Here is a 17,576-nt window from a genome sequence, read left to right on the forward strand (position 1 = left end):
TCATGCCGGCCGGCCCGGGGGCGTGATGGCGACCACGCGCGGCGCAGCCCGCTCCTGCGCCAGCTGCCGGATCTGGTCGGGCAGCGCATAGGCCCAGCCCGAGATGCTGCCGGCGCCCAGGCAGATCACGACGTCGCCAGGCCGCGCCACCGTCCACAGCAGCTCCGGCAATTCGCCCGGCGCCGCCAGCGGCATGACATGGGCATGGCCCGCCTGCTGGATGGCGCCGATCAGCATCTCCTTGTCGACGCCCGCGATCGGCGCCTCGCCGGCCGGATAGACATCGGCCACGATGACCAGGTCGGCATCGCCGAAGCAGCGCGCGAACTCGTCCCGCAGGTCGCGCAGTCGGGTGAAGCGGTGCGGCTGGACGACGGTGATGACCTGGCCGGAGCCGCCATAGGCCTGGCGCGCGGCCCGCAGCACGGCGGCGATCTCGACCGGGTGGTGGCCGTAGTCGTCGATCACGGTGATGCCGTGCGCCTCGCCGGTCTTGGTGAAGCGCCGCTTCACGCCGGAGAAGTTCGCCAGGCCGGTGCGGATGGTGTCGTCGTCGATGCCCATCTCGACCGCGACCGCGATGGCGGCCAGCGCGTTCTGCACGTTGTGCTGGCCGAACATCGGCAGCCGCATGCGCGGGATCAGGCGTGTCTCGTTGGCGGCGCGGTTGGTGACCACGACGTCGAAATCGGCGCCGTCGCGATCCAGCCGCAGGTCGACGGCGCGCACATCGGCATTGGCGCCCAGGCCGTAGGTGACGATGCGGCGGTCCGACACGCGCGGGATGATCGCCTGCACCTCGGGATGGTCGAAGCACAGCACCGCGAAGCCGTAGAACGGGATGTTCTCGACGAAGGTCACGAAGGCGTCGCGCACCTTGTCGAAATCGCCGTAGTGGTCGAGGTGCTCGGGGTCGATGTTGGTGACGACGGCAATGGTTGCGGGCAAGCGCAGGAAGGAGCCGTCCGATTCATCGGACTCGACCACCATCCAGTCGCCGGCGCCCAGGCGCGCATTGGTGCCGTAGGCGTTGATGATGCCGCCGTTGATCACCGTCGGATCGATATGGGCGGCATCGAGCAGGGTCGCCACCATCGAGGTCGTGGTGGTCTTGCCATGGGTGCCGCCGACCGCGACCGACCATTTCAGGCGCATCAGCTCGCCCAGCATCTCGGCGCGCCGCACCACCGGCACGAAGCGGGCGCGGGCCGCCAGCACCTCGGGGTTGTCCTTCTTCACCGCCGACGACACGACCACGACCTCGGCGTTGCCCAGATTGTCGGCGCGGTGGCCGATCGCGACGCGGATGCCCAGCGCCGCCAGCCGTTTGCAGTTGGCGTTGTCGGCGACGTCGCTGCCCTGGACCTTGTAGCCGAGGTTGTGCAGCACCTCGGCGATGCCGGACATGCCGATGCCGCCGATGCCGACGAAGTGGATAAGACCGATGCTGAGCGGCAAGGCCCTCATGCGGCGGCTCCTGTCTCTTTCCTTCCCCCGGAGGGGGAAGGTGGCGCGGAGCGCCGGAAGGGGGATGTCGGTATGGATTCTACGTCTCCAGAAGAAATCGATTCGGATCGAGCATCCCCCTTCCGCCCCTTCGGGGCACCTTCCCCCTCCGGGGGAAGGTAGGGGTGTGCTGCCGACGACTGCCGCGCAATCAGGTCGACGACCAGGTCGGCCAGATCGCGGGCGGCATCGGGGCGGCCGGCGGCGCGCGCCGCGGCCGCCATCGCCGCCAGCCGGTCGGGCGCACCGAACAGCGTCTCGAGATGCGCCCGCAGCGCCTCGGCCGTGAAGCGCTCGTGCGGCAGCAGGATGGAAGCGCCCACCTCGTCGATCGCCTTGGCGTTCGCGCGTTGATGGTCCTCTGTTGCGTGGGGGAAGGGGACGAGGACCGATGGCCGACCGGAAGTTGTCAATTCGGCCACCGTCGACGCTCCCGCCCTCGCGACAACGAGGTGGGCCCCGGCCAGTCGCGCCGGGAAGTCGGAGAAGAAGGTCGCGCACTCGGCATCGATGCCGCGCTCGGTGTAGAAGGCGCGCACGCGCGCCAGGTCCTCGGCGCGGCACTGCTGCACCAGCTGCAGACGCCGGCGCAGGGCTTCCGGCAGCGCCGCGATGGCCTCGGGGATGACGATGCCGAACGAGGCTGCGCCCTGGCTGCCGCCGATCACCACCATGCGGATCTCGCCGTCCGGCGTCGGCGCCTGGTAGGGCGCATCGCGCAGCGCGCGCACGGCATCGCGCACGGGATTGCCCACCAGCCGCACGCGCGGATCGCCGGCGGCCAGGTGACGCACCGTGCCGAAGGCCGTCGCGATCATGGTGCGGCGTCCCACCACCAGCCGGTTGGCGCGGCCCAGCACGGCGTTCTGCTCGTGCACCAGGGTGGGCAGGCGCCGCAGGCGCGCCGCCAGCATCGCCGGCACGCTGGCGTAGCCGCCGAAGCCGACCACGGCTGCCGGCGCCAGGCCACCCAGCAGCGCGAAGGACTGCAGCACGCCGACGCCCAGCGCCGCGACATTGCCGATGCGGTTGGCGATGCCGCCGGCACCGGGGCTGCCGGCGCGGACGCGATGCGCCGGCAAGGCAGCGAGCGCGCCCTGCCATTTGTGGCCGCGATCATCCGTGATCAGCGCCAGCGGCACGCCACGGCGCGCCAGCTCGCCGGCCAGGGACTCGGCGGGAAACACGTGGCCGCCGGTGCCGCCGGCGGCCAGGATCACGGGGCGGGAGGCGCTCACGACGCTTCCCCCAGACCGGCGCGCTCGCGGGTCAGCGCCAGCATCATGCCCACCGCCAGCGCCATCGCCACCGCCGACGAGCCGCCATAGGAGATGAACGGCAAGGTCATGCCCTTGGCCGGCATGAGCTGCACCGTCGAGGCCATGTTGATGAAAGCCTGCAGCCCGAACTGGATCACCAGCCCGGCCGCGGCCAGCATGATGAACAGGCTGGTCTCGTTGGCGATGCGCGACATCGACCGCAACGTGATGAAGGCGAACAACAGCAGCACGATCAGGCAGACGATCAGCCCGAACTCCTCGCCGGCCACGGCCATCACGAAGTCCGTGTGCGCGTCCGGCAGCTGTGCCTTCACCGTGCCCTCGCCCGGCCCGCGCCCGAACAGGCCGCCGTTCATGAACGCCTCAAGCGCGGTGTTGACCTGGTAATTCTCGCCGGCGTCGGGATTGATGAAGCGCTCGATGCGGGCCTGCACGTGCGAGAAGGTCAGAAAGGCGCCGACGAGGCCGGCCGCGGCCAGGCCCGTGCCCATCACCGCCAGCCAGATCGGCAGGCCGGCGAGGAAGAACTGCGCCGCCCACACCACCGTCACCACCACCGACATGCCGAGATCGGGCTGCATCAGCAGCATGCCCAGCACGGCGGCGAACAGCACCGTGGACAGCAGGAAGCCGGGGAAGCGCGGATTGAGCTTCTTCTGCGCGAACAGCCAGGCCGAGATCACCGCCAGGCTGGGCTTGACGAACTCCGAGGGCTGCACCGTGCCGAAGCCGGGCAGCGATATCCATCGCCGCGCGCCCTTGATCTCGGTGCCGACCACCAGCGTGGCGGCAAGCGCCGCCAGGCCGACCGCGAACACGACCAGCGACAGCCGCCGCACCATGCGCGGCGGCGCCAGCGAGATGGCCAGCATGACGGCGAGCGCAACGGGCAGGAACAGCAGCTGGCGGCGCACGAAATGGAACGAGTCGGCACCGATGCGCTCGGCCGCCGGCGGCGACGCCGCCATGGTCAGCATCACGCCCACGCCCATGATCAGCAGCACGGCGCCCAGCGACCAGCGGTCGACCGTCCACCACCAGCGACCGACGACCGAGTTGTCGTTGCGCGGCACTGTGATCATGCGGCACCTCCGGTCTCGACCGTTGCACCGGGCAGGGCCCGCGCCAGGGTGCGGAAGGCATCGCCGCGCACCTCGAAGTTCGGCCACTGGTCGTAGGAAGCGCAGGCCGGCGACAGCAGCACGACGGCGTCCCGCCGCCGCTCGCGCTGCGCCATTTCGTGCGCCTGCTGCAACGCCGTCTTCAGATCGCCGCTGCGGGTATAAGGTATCTTGCCTTCCAGTGTGACGGCGAAGGCGTCGCTGGAGATGCCGATCAGGAAGGCATGCGCGACGCGGCCGAACAGCGGCTCCAGTGGCACGATGCCTTCCGCCTTCGGCGTGCCGCCGACCAGCCAATAGATGGTGTCGTAGGCCGCCAGCGCCTTCTCCGTGGCGTCGGCGTTGGTTGCCTTGCTGTCGTTGATATAGACGATGCCGTCGACCACCGCGACCCGCTCCTGGCGATGGGCCAGCCCGGGATAGGTGGCCAGCCCCTGCGCGATCGCCGCGATCGGAAGGCCCAGCGCGTGGCAGGCGGCATAGGCGCAGGCAGCGTTCTGCCAGTTGTGGGCGCCGGGAAGGTTCTTGATCGGCCTCAGGTCGATCTCGGCGCCGGTGCAGGCATCGCGCAGGCGGCCGCCCTGCACCGACACGCCGGCGCCGTCGGCGCCGCCGACCGTCACGGTCAGCAGGGTGCCCGGTCCGCCGGCCAGGCCGGCGGCAGTCTGGCGCGAGGGCCCGTCGTCGATGCCGACCACGGCCACGTCGCCTTCCTGCTGGTTGTCGAAGACATGGCGCTTGGCGGCGACATAGCCGGCAAGATCGCCGTGACGATCGATATGGTCGGGCGTGATGTTGAGCCACACCGCGACGCTGCAGCGCAGGCTCTGCACCAGCTCGAGCTGGAAGGAGGACAGCTCCAGCACGTAGACGCCGTCGCGGCCCAGCGGCCGGAAGTCGAGCGCGGCGGGCCCGAAATTGCCACCGATATCGCGCTGGATGCCAGCGCTCTTCAGGATATGGCCGATCAGCGCCGTCGTCGTCGACTTGCCATTGGTGCCAGTGATGCCGACGACGCGCGCCAGCGGCCGGCTGCGGGCCAGCAGCTCGATGTCGCCGATCACCGGCTTGCCGGCGGTACGCGCCGCCAGCGCTGCCGGATGCGGCCTGGGAAAGGTGTGCGGGATGCCGGGGCTGAGCACCAGCGCGTCCCAGCGGTGCCAGTCCAGCGACTCGGGGTCTGCCAGCGCGAAGCCGTGGCTCTGCGCCTGGGCACGGCGCGTGGCGTCGTCGTCCCAGACCACGACATCGACCTGCGCCGCCTGCAGGGCGCGCGCCGCCGCCAGCCCGCTGCGCGCGAGCCCCAGCACGGCAAACCGCGTTCCCTGCAAGGACGACAGGTCGATCATTTCTAGTTACCTCAACGCGTTTCCCTCCCCCACGCCGTGGGGGAGGTGGCCGAAGGCCGGAGGGGGAGCCCACGTGGTCTTCGTCACTGAGACCACGTCAGCTCCCCTCCGCCCCTTCGGGGCACCTCCCCACGCTGGAGCGTGGGGAGGAATTTTGGTGCTTGGCCTCATGCCCCGCCTCACCGCAGCTTGAGGGTGGCCAGGCCGACGATGCCCAGCACGATGGCGATGATCCAGAATCGAATCACGATCGTCGGTTCGGCCCAACCCTTTTTCTCGAAGTGATGGTGCAGCGGCGCCATGCGGAAGACACGCCTGCCGGTGAGCTTGAAGGACATCACCTGCACCACGACCGACGCGGTCTCCAGCACGAACAGGCCGCCGACGATGGCCAGCACGATCTCGTGCTTGATGACGACGGCGATGGCGCCCAGCGCGCCGCCCATGGCCAGCGAGCCGGTGTCACCCATGAACACCATGGCCGGCGGGGCGTTGAACCACAGAAAGCCCAGCCCACCGCCGATCAGGGCGGCGCAGATGATGATCAGCTCGCCGGCGCCGGGCACGGCGTGGATCTGCAGGTAGTTCGTCAGCACGGCGTTGCCGACGATGTAGCTGATCACACCGAACACACCGGTGGCGATGATCACCGGGCCGATCGCCAGGCCGTCCAGGCCGTCGGTGAGGTTCACCGCGTTGGACGCGCCGACCATCACCAGGGTGGCGAAGAGAAGGAAGCCGACCACGCCAATCGGTATCAGCACCGACTTCAGGAACGGCACCGCGAGCTGGAAGCGCAGCCCCGGCGGCGAGCCCTCGGCGATGAAGGCAGCGGCGATGACGGAAAAGACGACGGCGACCGTGAGCTTGAGCCGGCCGGGCAGGCCTCGCGTGTTGCGCTTGCTGACCTTGAGGTAGTCGTCGACGAAGCCGATGCCGCCGAAGCCCAGGGTCAGAAGCAGCACGATCCAGACATAGCGGTTGCGCAGATCGGCCCACAGCAGGGTCGCCACCACCAGCGCGATCAGGATCAGGAACCCGCCCATGGTGGGCGTGCCCTTCTTGGTCAGCAGGTGGCTTTCCGGCCCGTCGTCGCGGATCGGCTGGCCCTTGCCCTGCTTGCTGCGCAGCCACGCGATCAGCCGGCCGCCGAACATGAACGACAGGAGCAGCGCCGTCAGGAAGGCCCCGCCGGAGCGGAACGTGATGTAGCGAAACAGATTGAGCGGGGTGAACTGATCGGCCAGCGGTGCCAGCAGGTGAAACAGCACGGTCAGCTCCTCCCCGGACCGCGTGCCTGAGTCACCTCGCCCAGCGCGATGACCGCCTCGACAATCACCTTCATCTTGGAGCCCAGCGATCCCTTCACGGCCACCACATCCCCTGCCTTCAGAGCCTCGACCACACGCTGCGCCAGGCGCGAGGAATCCGGCGCATGCGCCCCACGCAGCCGCGGCGGCAACGCCCGGTGCAACGCCGCCATGGCAGTGCCGGCCGTGAACACCACATCGGCGCCGCTCGCCTCGACGTCGGGCGCGAGCGCGGCATGCAACGCCGCGCTGTCGGCCCCGAGCTCCAGCATGTCGCCCAGCACCAGCACGCGCCGGCCGCCCGGACCGGGCCGGGCCGCCGTCAGCAGCGCCAGCATGGCGCGCACCGAGGGCGGGCTGGCGTTGTAGCTCTCGTCGATCAGCTCGACGGTGCCGGCAGCCAGCGCCACGCGCCGACGCGCGCCACGGCCGGCCGGCGCCGTGACGCCGGCCAGGGAAGCCGCCGCCGCGTCGAGGCCGGCGCCCAGCGCAACCGCCGCCGCCAGCGTCGCCAGGCTGTTCAGCACCCAGTGCCGGCCCGGCGCGCCGAGGCGATAGCGGAGTTCCTGTCCCTGCGCCAGCGCCACGACGGTGCTGCCGGTGTCGTCAAGGTCGCAGTCCAGCAGACGGAACGCGGCGGCAGGGTGCTCCCCGAACGTCACGTGCTGCGTCACCCCTGCCGCTGCCGCCAGATCCGCCAAGCGAAAGAAGCGTGGGTTGTCGCGCGGCAAGATGGCGGTGCCGCCGGTCATCCCCGCGAAGATCTTCGCCTTCTCCTCGGCAATCGCATCGACGGTGCCGAAATATTCGATATGGACGGCCTCGACCGTGGTGATGATGCCGACATGCGGCCGGACCTGCCGCGCCAGCGGCTCGATCTCGCCGGGATGGTTGGTGCCGATCTCGCACACGGCGTATCGCGCATCCTCGGGCAGGCGGGACAGGGTCAGCGGCACGCCGATATGGTTGTTGTGGCTGGCGTCGGCGGCGTGGGTCTTGCCTTGCGCCGTGAGCACGTGGCGCAGCGCCTCCTTGGTGCTCGTCTTGCCGACACTGCCGGTGACGGCCACGATGCGCGCGCTGGCGCGTGCGCGTGCCGCCTGCCCCAGGCTCTGCAGGCCGCGCAGCGTGTCCTCGACCAGCAGCAGCGGACCTTCCGACGCGTTGCTGCTGCCCAGGTCGGGATCGCTGACCATCGCCGCGGCCGCGCCCTTGGCGAAGGCCGCGTCGATGAAGCCATGCCCGTCCATCGTCTCGCCCTTGAGGGCGATAAAAAGGTCTCCCGGCCGCAGCGTGCGGGTGTCGATCGAGACGCCTGTCGCGCTCCAGTCCGAGCCACCCAGGATGCGCGCGCCGCTGGCGGCGGCGGCATCGGTGCCGGTCCACAGAGGATCGCGGAACGCCATGATGGTCATGCGGCGGCACCTCGCGCGCTGGGCGCCGCGGTCAGCTCGCGTGCCACGACCGCGTCGTCGAAGGGATGCGTCACGCCTGAGATGGTCTGGCCCTGCTCGTGCCCCTTGCCGGCAATGACCACAAGATCATCGGGCCCACGCACGGCGTCGAGACCGGCACGAATCGCGGCGCGGCGGCCGTCCTTGACCTCGACCACGCTCGCCGTCCCACCGGTCACGCCGGCCATGATCGCGGCCCGGATCGCAGCCGGATCCTCGCTGCGCGGGTTGTCGTCGGTGACGATCGCGACGTCGGCCAGTCGCGCGGCGATATCGCCCATGATCGGCCGCTTGCCCGGGTCACGGTCGCCGCCGCAGCCGAACACGACGATCAGCCGTCCATGGGTGTGCGGCCGCAGCGCCCGCAGAACCTGCTCCAGCGCATCCGGCTTGTGGGCGTAGTCGACCAGCACCGGCGCGCCGGCACGATGTGTCGCCACGCGCTCGAGCCGGCCGGGCGCGCCCTTCAGCTTCGCCATGGTCACCAGCGCCGAGTCGACCGGCACGCCGACGGCGACGGTCAACCCCAGCGCGGCCAGCGCGTTGCCCGCCATGAAGGCGCCGATCAAAGGGAGATCGACCTCATAGCGGCGGCCGAACAGCGTCAGCACCAGATGCTGCCCGTCACCATGTGGCCGGGCGGCGTCGAGCCGCAGCTCATCGCCCGCCAGCCCGTAGCACCACAGCCGCAGCTGACGCTGCCGGCTGAGCTCGATGAGCGGCTGCGCATGCGGGCTGTCGGCGTTGATCACGGCCGTGGCGCCGGCCGACATCAGGTCGCTGAACAGACGCCGCTTGGCCGCAAGATAGGCATCCATCGACGGGTGATAGTCGAGATGGTCGCGCGACAGGTTGGTGAAGGCGGCGGCGGCGAAGCGGACGCCGTCGAGGCGGTGCTGGTCCAGCCCATGGCTGGAAGCCTCCATTGCCACATAGTGCACGCCGCCGTGCGCCAGGGTGGCGAGGTCGCGATGCAGGAGCACCGGATCCGGCGTGGTCAGGCCCGGTGGGGTGGTCAGCACGGGCGAGACGATGCCCAGCGTTCCCAGGCTGGCGGCGGGGAAGCCGGCGCCGGCGAACATCTGGCGCGCGAACTCGGCGACGGAGGTCTTGCCGCTGGTGCCGGTGACAGCCACGATCACGCGCGGCTGCTGGCCGGCGAAGGCCGCCGCCAGGCGCGCCAGGCGCCGACGCGGCTCGGAATCGCGGACCACGACCACCGTTTCCGGCAGTGCCGGCAGGTCGGCCGCCTCGCCGGCCAGCACCGCGACGGCACCGGCGGCGACGGCCTGGCGCGCGAACGCAGCGCCGTCGGCCTTGCTGCCCGGCAGCGCCACGAACAGCCAGCCGGCGCGCGCGGCGCGGGAATCGGCGGTGATGCCGACGATCTCGGGATCGCGCGGCATCGGCGGCATGGCACCGGTATCGGCATCGGACTGGCGTAGCAGCTCGCTCAGGCGCATGTCAGCGGCCTCCCCTGCCGGTCGGCCTGGCGGGCGGGGCTGCCGGCGGCGGCGCGGCTGCTTCCGCCGGCGGCCCCGTCGTGGCCTCGACGAGCTGCGTCAGGGTGGGCGCGGCGGCTGCCGGCGCGCTGACAGGAGGCGCGCCGATGGGGGGCGCCGTCGCCGGCGAGCCGGCCAGCAGCTTCGCCGCCGCCGCCGGATCCACCGGCGGGATGCCGTAGAGGGTGGCGATGAACTCGATGATGGCCCGGGTCGAAGGCGCCGCGACCGCGCCGCCGGTGGCATAGCCGCCGGTCTCCTTCGTGCCCTTGGGCTCGTCGATCGAGACCATGACTACGTATTTCGGGTCGCGCATCGGGAACGCGGCCACGAAGGAGCTGATCAGCGCCTTCTCGCGGTAGCCGTGCCGGCCGGGCTTCTCGGCCGAGCCGGTCTTGCCGCCGACGTCGAAGCCGGGCACGTCGGAGTTCCTGCCCGATCCTTCCACGACGTTCAGCCGGAACAGGTCGCGCATCTGGCGCGAGGTCTTCTCGCTGATGACGCGCGTGCCGGTCCCAGCATGGCCGGCGGCAGTGCGCTTCAACAGCGTCGGCCGGTAGTAGATGCCGCCGTTGATCATCGCCGACGTGGCGGTCACGACATGCAGCGGCGTCACCGAGATGCCATGACCGTAAGCGATGGTCAGCATGTTGATCTTGCGCCATTGCCGGGGATAGAGCGGCTGCCCCACTTCCGGCAGCTCGATCGGCACGGGGCGCAGCATGCCGATCTTGTCCATGAAGGCACGCTGGCCCTCGACGCCGATCTCCGACGCCATCTTGGCCGAGCCGATGTTGGACGAATACTTGAAGATCTCGGCGATCGTCAGCGCGCGGTTCTGCGCGTGGTAGTCGGTGATGGTGAAGCGGTCGATCTTGATCGGCGAGCTGGCGTCGAACACCGACGTCGTCGTGAAGCGGCCGCTGTCGAGCACCATCGCGGTGTTGAAGATCTTGAACGTCGAGCCCTGCTCATAGACGCCCAGCGTCGAGCGGTTGAACAGCGCTTCGTTGCTGATGGTCTGGTGGCGGTTGGGATCGTAAGCCGGCAGCGACGCCAGGGCGAGGATCTCGCCCGTGGTCACGTCCATGACCGCCGCCGTGGCGCCGATCGCCGAGAAGCGCTGGGCGGCGCGCGCGATCTCCTGCTCCAGGAAGCGCTGCAGGCGAATGTCGATCGCCAGCCGCAGCGGCTCGCCCTGGCGCAGCGTCTCGTCGAAGCGCTTCTCGATGCCGGCCAGGCCGATATTGTCGATGCCGGTGTAGCCCAGGATGTGTGGCCCGATCGCGCCCTGCGGGTAGATGCGCCGCTCTTCGGCCTGGAACTCGAAGCCGGGCAGACCCAGCCGCATCACGGCGGCATGCTCGCGCGGGCTGAGCCCGCGCTTGATCCACACGAAGCTGCGCCCCGACAGCAGCCGCTCGCGGATGTCCTCGGCTTTGACGTCGGGCAGCACCTTGGACAGCTTCTGCACCGCCTCTTCGACATCCATCACCAGGCGCGGCGTCGCGAACAGCGACACCACCGGCAGCGACGTGGCCAGAACGACGCCGTTGCGGTCCAGGATGTCGGCCCGATCGGCCTGCACCTGCGCCGGATGCGCCGCCCGCGCCACGCCCGGCTCGTTGCCGTCGCGCAGCAGCGAGACATACGACATGCGCAGGCCCACGGCGACGAACAGCACCGCGAACAACGCCGCGCCTACCGACAGGCGCGCGCGCGCCACTTCCAGGGCATCGCGGCCCGGCAGGTTCTGCGGCGCCAGCCGCTGGCGCACATCGCGCGCTGGGGTGGTTTCCTCAGGGTCGCGGCGGCGGAACAGGCCGCCGATCACCGCGGGCCTCCCTTCGCGCCGCGGTCGACCCGCGGCGGCGATGGCGGCTTCGGCGGCGGCGCGCCCGGCGCACCATCGGCGTCCTCCGTCGGCGCGGTGGTGACCTCCTCGTCGAGGACGGGGGCGCGCGCCTGGGCGATGGCCGGGGCAGCGCCGGCCGCGCGATTTGGCCCGGAGGCCGGCGCGCGGGCGCCAGCCTCCGGTTTGGCAGCGGTGCGGAGCGTCGCCGACGCTGAGGGGGCGTCGGTAGACGAGGGGGCGCCGGTTCCCGGCCCTCTTGCTGGCGTCGTCTTGTTGTCGCTGACGAACGCTCCGTCGGTCCGCCGCAGGGGGACCTGATCAATCCGGCCGATCTGCCGCAGCGCGATCGGCTGGAGGTGAATGAACTTGTCGTTGAGCCTTTCGATGCGCTGCAGCTCGCCGAGATGGGCGTACTCGACCTTCAGCACATGCGTGGCGCGCTGGTTCTCGACGATCTGGCGGTTGAGGCCCTCGATCTTCTCTTCCAGCGTCTGCACCTGGTACTTGACCATGAACAGGCCGATGCCGGTGCAGATCGCCGCCACCACCCAGAACAGGATGCCGCGGTTGATCATGCGGCACCTCCCGCCGCGGCGACGGCCAGCTTCTCGCCCACCCGCAGCCGCGCCGAGCGGGCGCGCGGGTTGGCAGCGCATTCGGCGTCGCCTGGCGTGACCGGCCGACGCGTCACGACACGCCAGGTCGCACCCGGCATGTCATCGTCGCGGCGCGCAGCAGGAGCATGGCGCGATGGCCGCGGCCCCTCGCCTGCCCGCGCACGCAGGAAATCCTTGACCGTGCGGTCCTCGAGCGAATGGAACGACACCACCGCCAGCCGTCCGCCCGGCGCCAGCAGGGTGTCGGCTGCCGCCAGGCCGCGGCGCAGCTCACCCAGCTCGTCGTTGACGTGGATGCGCAGCGCCTGGAACGTGCGAGTCGCCGGATCGATCTTGTCGCGCGCCGCTGCCGGACCGAGCGCCCGGCGCACGATGTCGGCCAGCTCGCCGGTGCGCTCGATGCGCTTGCCGGCGCGGGCGCGCACAATGGCACGCGCGATGCGGCGCGATTGCCGCTCCTCGCCGTAATCGTACAGGATGTCGGCCAGCTCGCCTTCGTCGGCTGAATTGACCACGTCGGCAGCGCTGGCGCCGTCGGCCGACATGCGCATGTCGAGCGGGCCATCGTGACGGAAGGAGAAGCCGCGCTCGGCCGTGTCGATCTGCATCGACGACACGCCGAGGTCGAGCGCCACGCCGTCGACCGCGGCGACACCCTGCGCCTCGAGCAGACCGACCATGTCGCCGAAGCGACCCTCTATCACTGTCAGCCGTCCGGCCAACCCGGCCTGCAGGGCCTGCGCCGCCCGCACCGCCCGCGGATCGCGGTCGATGCCGACAACGCGGCAGTCGGCAGCGTCAAGCAGCGCCCGGCTGTAGCCGCCGGCGCCGAACGTGCCGTCGACATAGGTGCCGCCCGGCTGCGGATCGATCAGGCGCACGACCTCCTCGCATAGCACGGGCACATGCGGCATGCCCGCGTGCGGGTTGGGCGCGGCCGCGGGCGCGCGAACGGCGGTCATGCGGAGCCTCCCCGATGCGCCATCACGCGGCTGCGGAACGCATTGCGTTCGGCCTGCGACTGGCGCGCCCAGGCTTGGTCGCTCCAGATTTGGAAGAAACCATGGCGACCAACGAAGGCCACCTGCTCGCATTCGCCCAGCACGCTCTTCAGCGGCGGCGGCAGCGACAGCCGGCCTTCGCCGTCGTAGGCGACCTCGACCGCAATGCTGGACAGGTACGCCGCGGGATTGTCGCCGTCCGCGAACAGCTCGGCCTCGAACGTACCGGCCTTGGCCTGCGTGTCGGCTTGCAGCTTGTCCATCAAGGCGTTGAAAGCCTTGGCGCCGCGGGCGTCGATGGCGTCATGCGAAATGGACGGAAAGGCAATGAAACCGTCGAACCCCTCTTCGGACAGATGGGCACGCCAGGGGGCCGGCACGGAAATCCGCCCCTTCTTGTCCATCTTCATCATGAAAGTGGACAGGAACATCACCGTTCCCCCACGACCGGCTATTCGCCCCTCCGCCCCACGCGGACCGGTGGCACCCCCGCCGCTATTGCCGCGGCCTACGGGTCTGAATGGGATATCATGGGAAATGACGGGACGTCAAACGAATCGGGGTGAAAACAGAAGGTTATCCGTGGGTTAGCTGTTCCGGGTCTGTTTCGAGGACCCAATGGCTGGATGGTTCCGCGAGAGGGCGCCCCATATGCAGCATGAGTATTGTCCTCATGCGTAAGCCGGATTCTGGAGCTTGCGGCCATCACACGTTTTCCACAACCAATTGTGGAAAACGCCTCGACGCTGCTGCAGGCCGTCGGCCCTGCAACTTCCAGGAGATTCACATCAAGATCATCAATCAACGATCAATAACAATAGGTTCATGGAATCTTCACTTGAGTCCGGGGACCCGCGCTTGCAGCATGGGCTGGGGGACGGAATTCCAGTGCTTCGGCGTGAAGGACGGCCCATGCGCTACATCGACAACCAATTCGAGTGGCCGATCTTGTGGCGGATCGGCAGTGGGCCGCGCGCCGTGCGTTCGCTGGACGAAGCGCTTGAGGCGATCGACTTCCGCCTGGAGGAGATCGAGGGGCGGCTGGTCTATAGCGACGAGATCAGCGCGCTGCTGCGGCTGCGCGGCGTGGTCGAGGCCGCAAGCGCGGCACTCGACACGGCATCGATCACCGCGTCGGCCAACGCATTGCGGTCGTTCGCCGCGAGCTACCGGCCGATGGTGGCCGTGCCCGAGGGCGTGAGCCTGGATGTCCTCTTCTCGTACAAGGACCCCCTCTCGCCCTATCGCCGCCGGTGGGATTCCGGCAGCGCCGATGCCTGAAGCGCCGGCAACCTGCCGACGACGCCAGGTCTGGTTCCGAAGGCGATGTCCGTCCCGGTCCGGCGCGGCCGGTCGCGTCTCGATATCGCGGGTCATGCCTTCGGCGACGAGCATGGCGGCCTCCGGGCAATCCCCCCTCGCCAGGTCAACGCAGCGCGGGCGACAACGCTCCATCGCATCGCAGCCCGATCGCATACGGCGGTTGCGGCGAAGCGTTCAGACGTATGTCGGCACCGGCCGGTTCTCGCGGCGCAGGAAGCCGATCATGGCATCGATCACCCGCCGTACCGCCTGGCGCTGCGCGATCCGCAGACGCCAGGCAGCCAAGTGCGGCCATGACGCCGAGCTCATCGGCACCGCCATGCGGGCGGCGAAGAACTGGGCCATGAAGAAGGCAATGTCAGCGTAGGAATAGTCGCCGGCCAGGTGATCGCGGGCGGCCAACAGGCGGTCCATGTCGCCGTAGTAGCTTTCGATGGCAGCCCGCGCCGGGCCGGCTTCCGGATGCGTGCCCGCACCCGGCAGACCCATCAGCCTGATGACATGCGGGAAGAAGACCTCGTCGGATTTCAGCTCCAGCAGCCGGGCACGCGCCCGCTCGGCCGGCGGTGCCGGCCACAATGGCGGCGATGGCCAGCGGTCCTCGAGATACTCGAAGATCTGTGTCGAATCGAAGATCTCCAGCTCGCCGTCGACCAGCACCGGGACCTGTCGCTTGGGGTTGATGCGCAGCACGTCCGGATGCTTGGGTTCGTAAAGGGTGCGCATGTCGAACGGCACCATCTGCAGGTCGAAGGCGATGCCCTTCTCATGGGCGGCGATCTCGACCTTCGCCCCGAACATGCTGAGCGGCCCGGAATAAAGTCTCATGGTTCGATCCTTTCGCTCGACCCGAAGCCGTCGCTTCCTTCGTCGGTGTGCCGATCTTGCGGATGGAAACCTGCCATCGGATGTCAGGATTTGCTGATAAGCTTCAAAAATGCGCGCCAGCCGCCTGCTGTCGATCCTGATGCTGCTGCAGACCCGCGGCCGCATGAGCGCCGAGGCGCTGGCGGCCGAGGTCGAGGTCTCGGTGCGCACCATCTATCGCGACATCGATCAGCTGAGCGCCGCGGGCGTGCCGGTCTATGCCGAGCGCGGCTGCATGGGCGGTTTCGCGCTCCTGGATGGCTGGCGCACGCGCCTGACCGGCCTGACGGCGCCCGAAGCCCAGGCCCTCTTCCTGTCGGGCCTGCCGGGACCGGCGTCCGAGCTGGGGCTCGGCGAGGCCATGCAGGCGGCGCAGCTGAAGCTGCTGGCGGCGCTGCCAGCAGACTGGCAGACCGAAGCACGCCGCGTGAGCGCGCGTTTCCACCTCGATCCGGCCGGCTGGTTCAGCACCGCGCAGCCGACCGACCACCTGCCCGCGATCGCCGAAGCGGTATGGACGGAGCGGCGCATCAATGTGCGCTATGAAAGCTGGAAGGCCGTGGTGAGCCGCGAGCTGGAACCGCTTGGCCTCGTGCTCAAGGCCGGCGTCTGGTATCTGGTGGCGCAACGCGACGGCAAGCTGCGCACCTATCGGTTATCGAGCATCCAGGTGCTCACGGTCACGGCGACGCCCTTCCACCGGCCGGCGGATTTCGACCTGGCGCGCTTCTGGGCGGACTCCACGCAGCGCTTCGAGACCGGCCTCTACCGCGACGCGGCATGGCTGCGTGTCTCGCCACAGGGTCTGAAGCTGCTCGCCGGCCTCAGCCCTGCGGTCGCCGCTGCCGTCGCCGGCGCTGCGCCCGAAGCGGAAGCGGACGGCTGGACCCGGCTCAGCATCCCGATCGAGTCGATCGACCATGCCGCCCACGAGCTGCTGAAGCTGCGCGCCGAAGCCGAGGTGCTGGCGCCGCCCGCTTTGCGCGCGCGGCTCGCCGAGACGGCGCAGCGGTTGGCCACTCTCTACCGGAAAGCACCGCAGGCACGCCGGAAAGCGGCCGAGCGCGATTAGCGTGCCAATGTGGCGCCAAGCCCTGGGTTGCCGCCGCTTGCCGCAACGTGATGAACGCGTCAGATGGCCTGTAAGCCGGGTTCTGTACCCGCGGATGCGGGTGGCGGCCATTCCTCTGGGACGCCCGTCACCGGGCGCCTCGCGCGACCGACCCGGACAGCGACGCGGAAACGCGCCCGGGCCGGTTGCCCGGCCCTTGCCATCCCTATTTGGTCTTGCTCCCGGTGGGGTTTGCCGTGCCGGTCCCGTTACCGGTCCCGCGGTGCGCTCTTGCCGCACCCTTTCACCCTTGCCACGGGCCGAGGCCCGTTCGGCGGTCTGCTTTCTGTGGCACTTTCCCTGGGGTCGCCCCCGCCGGCCGTTAGCCGGCACCGTGTTTCCGTGGAGCCCGGACTTTCCTCGACGCCGCGGCTTGCACCGCAACGCCGCGGCCGCCCGGCCATCTGACGCCGGGCTCTGCTACGCCCAATGCGCGGCCGGTTCAAGGGGCTCGCAGATGCGCGCGGTCCGGCCCAACGCGCCCGGTTCCTCTATGGCTGCACGCAGGCCCGGGTCCGCGCCAGCAGGTCGTGCAAGCGCGCCACGGTCTCGCCGTCGGCGACGCCGTCGACCCGCGCCGGGCGATAGTGCCGCTGGAAGGCCGACACGATATCCGCCAGGCTGACATCGACGACGTCGCTGATGCCGTCATCGACGCCATCATCGACATAGGCGAAGCGGCCGTCCTTGCGTCCATAGCGATGCGGCGGCGGATATCCGAACCGGCGCAGCAAGGCCTGCACGGCCTGCGGCGATGCCGTGTCGACGGCGGTCGCATCGGACCACAGCCCGATGCCGGCCTCGGCCAGGGCCGGCCAGAAGAACAGCGTGCCGGGATCGTCCTTGCGCTGCGGGGCGATGTCGGAATGGGCCACGACACCGTGCGGCCGGATGGCCGGATGGCGGTGCAGCACCGCGCCGCACAGCGCGATGACGGCGGCCTGCTGGGCGGCGGGATAGGCATGCCGGTTGCCGTCGAGGTTGACGATCTCGATGCCGATCGAGGTGCTGTTCAGGCTGCGCGCATCGCGCCACCACGAGAGCCCGGCATGCCAGGCGACCCGTGCCTCGTCGACCAGGCGATAGATGTCGCCGTTGGTATCGACGAGGTAGTGGGCGCTGACGGCGCCGAAGCGCAGCAGCTGCAGCGACACGTCCAGCGGCTGGGCCGTGTGGTGCAGCACCAGCGTGTCGACGACGGCGCCGCGCGCGCGGTCGGCATGGTTGTTTGAAGGCAGGTCGATGAACCGGGCCATGGGCCAAGCCTAGAGCACGCCTGG

The 17,576-nt window shown here is 69.8% G+C and carries 15 protein-coding genes and 1 other RNA gene; 2 read left to right on the plus strand and 14 right to left on the minus strand.

Annotated elements, in window-relative coordinates:
- The 11 genes from murC to FHP25_RS20565 all read right to left on the minus strand — a co-directional run bounded on the left by murC (position 1) and on the right by FHP25_RS20565 (position 13,426).
- A complete protein-coding gene (gene murC, locus FHP25_RS20515) occupies positions 1 to 1,467 on the minus strand; it encodes a UDP-N-acetylmuramate--L-alanine ligase (protein ID WP_147848830.1) in 1,467 nt (488 codons plus the stop codon).
- On the minus strand, positions 1,464 to 2,744 hold the full coding sequence (gene murG / locus FHP25_RS20520; RefSeq protein ID WP_147848831.1) for an undecaprenyldiphospho-muramoylpentapeptide beta-N-acetylglucosaminyltransferase: 1,281 nt from the start codon (positions 2,742 to 2,744) through the stop codon (positions 1,464 to 1,466). Before murG ends, murC begins: the two co-directional genes overlap by 4 nt.
- A complete protein-coding gene (locus FHP25_RS20525) occupies positions 2,741 to 3,868 on the minus strand; it encodes an FtsW/RodA/SpoVE family cell cycle protein (protein WP_147848832.1) in 1,128 nt (375 codons plus the stop codon). The genes murG and FHP25_RS20525 overlap by 4 nt, the downstream gene beginning before the upstream one ends.
- Complete coding sequence (murD, locus tag FHP25_RS20530) at positions 3,865 to 5,256, minus strand: UDP-N-acetylmuramoyl-L-alanine--D-glutamate ligase (RefSeq protein WP_147848833.1); 1,392 nt, start codon at positions 5,254 to 5,256, stop codon at positions 3,865 to 3,867. The genes FHP25_RS20525 and murD overlap by 4 nt, the downstream gene beginning before the upstream one ends.
- Positions 5,257 to 5,435: 179 nt before the next feature.
- Positions 5,436 to 6,524: a phospho-N-acetylmuramoyl-pentapeptide-transferase gene (mraY, locus tag FHP25_RS20535; RefSeq protein WP_218578483.1), complete on the minus strand. Its 1,089-nt coding sequence runs from the start codon at positions 6,522 to 6,524 to the stop codon at positions 5,436 to 5,438.
- A 5-nt stretch (positions 6,525 to 6,529) separates the two neighbouring features.
- A complete protein-coding gene (locus tag FHP25_RS20540) occupies positions 6,530 to 7,981 on the minus strand; it encodes a UDP-N-acetylmuramoylalanyl-D-glutamyl-2,6-diaminopimelate--D-alanyl-D-alanine ligase (RefSeq protein WP_231712414.1) in 1,452 nt (483 codons plus the stop codon).
- The gene (locus FHP25_RS20545) at positions 7,978 to 9,483 is read right to left on the minus strand and encodes a UDP-N-acetylmuramoyl-L-alanyl-D-glutamate--2,6-diaminopimelate ligase (protein WP_147848835.1); all 1,506 of its coding nucleotides are present in this window, start codon (positions 9,481 to 9,483) and stop codon (positions 7,978 to 7,980) included. The genes FHP25_RS20540 and FHP25_RS20545 overlap by 4 nt, the downstream gene beginning before the upstream one ends.
- 1 nt (position 9,484) lies before the next feature.
- Entirely contained in the window at positions 9,485 to 11,356 is a 1,872-nt protein-coding gene (locus tag FHP25_RS20550) for a peptidoglycan D,D-transpeptidase FtsI family protein (RefSeq protein ID WP_147848836.1), read from the minus strand.
- The gene (gene ftsL, locus FHP25_RS20555) at positions 11,353 to 11,952 is read right to left on the minus strand and encodes a cell division protein FtsL (RefSeq protein WP_147848837.1); all 600 of its coding nucleotides are present in this window, start codon (positions 11,950 to 11,952) and stop codon (positions 11,353 to 11,355) included. The genes FHP25_RS20550 and ftsL overlap by 4 nt, the downstream gene beginning before the upstream one ends.
- The gene (gene rsmH, locus FHP25_RS20560; protein ID WP_331461696.1) at positions 11,949 to 12,956 is read right to left on the minus strand and encodes a 16S rRNA (cytosine(1402)-N(4))-methyltransferase RsmH; all 1,008 of its coding nucleotides are present in this window, start codon (positions 12,954 to 12,956) and stop codon (positions 11,949 to 11,951) included. The genes ftsL and rsmH overlap by 4 nt, the downstream gene beginning before the upstream one ends.
- Complete coding sequence (locus FHP25_RS20565) at positions 12,953 to 13,426, minus strand: division/cell wall cluster transcriptional repressor MraZ (RefSeq protein ID WP_147848838.1); 474 nt, start codon at positions 13,424 to 13,426, stop codon at positions 12,953 to 12,955. Before FHP25_RS20565 ends, rsmH begins: the two co-directional genes overlap by 4 nt.
- 481 nt (positions 13,427 to 13,907) lie before the next feature.
- Between FHP25_RS20565 and FHP25_RS20570 the strand changes: the two genes are divergently transcribed.
- A complete protein-coding gene (locus FHP25_RS20570; protein WP_147848839.1) occupies positions 13,908 to 14,276 on the plus strand; it encodes a hypothetical protein in 369 nt (122 codons plus the stop codon).
- Positions 14,277 to 14,492: 216 nt separating this feature from the next.
- Here FHP25_RS20570 and FHP25_RS20575 read toward each other — a convergent pair whose 3' ends face one another.
- On the minus strand, positions 14,493 to 15,146 hold the full coding sequence (locus FHP25_RS20575; protein ID WP_147848840.1) for a glutathione S-transferase family protein: 654 nt from the start codon (positions 15,144 to 15,146) through the stop codon (positions 14,493 to 14,495).
- Between the two features lie 109 nt (positions 15,147 to 15,255).
- On the opposite strand from FHP25_RS20575, the gene FHP25_RS20580 reads away from it, so the two are divergent.
- On the plus strand, positions 15,256 to 16,257 hold the full coding sequence (locus FHP25_RS20580) for a helix-turn-helix transcriptional regulator (RefSeq protein WP_147848841.1): 1,002 nt from the start codon (positions 15,256 to 15,258) through the stop codon (positions 16,255 to 16,257).
- 55 nt (positions 16,258 to 16,312) lie between these two features.
- Here FHP25_RS20580 and rnpB read toward each other — a convergent pair.
- Together rnpB and FHP25_RS20590 are read right to left on the minus strand one after the other, a co-directional pair.
- Positions 16,313 to 16,704, minus strand: an RNA gene (gene rnpB, locus FHP25_RS20585) — RNase P RNA component class A.
- Positions 16,705 to 16,787: 83 nt separating this feature from the next.
- Positions 16,788 to 17,552 carry an N-acetylmuramoyl-L-alanine amidase gene (locus tag FHP25_RS20590; protein WP_147848842.1) on the minus strand — a complete coding sequence of 255 codons (765 nt, stop codon included), beginning with the start codon at positions 17,550 to 17,552 and terminating at the stop codon, positions 16,788 to 16,790.
- Positions 17,553 to 17,576: the final 24 nt, after the last annotated feature.

It is taken from the genome of Vineibacter terrae, from assembly GCF_008039615.1.
In the GTDB taxonomy this organism is placed as follows: domain Bacteria; phylum Pseudomonadota; class Alphaproteobacteria; order Reyranellales; family Reyranellaceae; genus Vineibacter; species Vineibacter terrae.

Coding starts and splice junctions, on each gene's coding strand:
- murC (WP_147848830.1), bottom strand. CDS start 1,467: ATGAGGGCCTTGCCGCTCAGCATCGGTCTTATCCACTTCGTCGGCATC.
- FHP25_RS20525 (WP_147848832.1), bottom strand. CDS start 3,868: ATGATCACAGTGCCGCGCAACGACAACTCGGTCGTCGGTCGCTGGTGG.
- murD (WP_147848833.1), bottom strand. CDS start 5,256: ATGATCGACCTGTCGTCCTTGCAGGGAACGCGGTTTGCCGTGCTGGGG.
- FHP25_RS20540 (WP_231712414.1), bottom strand. CDS start 7,981: ATGACCATCATGGCGTTCCGCGATCCTCTGTGGACCGGCACCGATGCC.
- FHP25_RS20545 (WP_147848835.1), bottom strand. CDS start 9,483: ATGCGCCTGAGCGAGCTGCTACGCCAGTCCGATGCCGATACCGGTGCC.
- ftsL (WP_147848837.1), bottom strand. CDS start 11,952: ATGATCAACCGCGGCATCCTGTTCTGGGTGGTGGCGGCGATCTGCACC.
- rsmH (WP_331461696.1), bottom strand. CDS start 12,956: ATGACCGCCGTTCGCGCGCCCGCGGCCGCGCCCAACCCGCACGCGGGC.
- FHP25_RS20565 (WP_147848838.1), bottom strand. CDS start 13,426: ATGTTCCTGTCCACTTTCATGATGAAGATGGACAAGAAGGGGCGGATT.
- FHP25_RS20570 (WP_147848839.1), top strand. CDS start 13,908: ATGCGCTACATCGACAACCAATTCGAGTGGCCGATCTTGTGGCGGATC.
- FHP25_RS20575 (WP_147848840.1), bottom strand. CDS start 15,146: ATGAGACTTTATTCCGGGCCGCTCAGCATGTTCGGGGCGAAGGTCGAG.
- FHP25_RS20580 (WP_147848841.1), top strand. CDS start 15,256: ATGCGCGCCAGCCGCCTGCTGTCGATCCTGATGCTGCTGCAGACCCGC.
- FHP25_RS20590 (WP_147848842.1), bottom strand. CDS start 17,552: ATGGCCCGGTTCATCGACCTGCCTTCAAACAACCATGCCGACCGCGCG.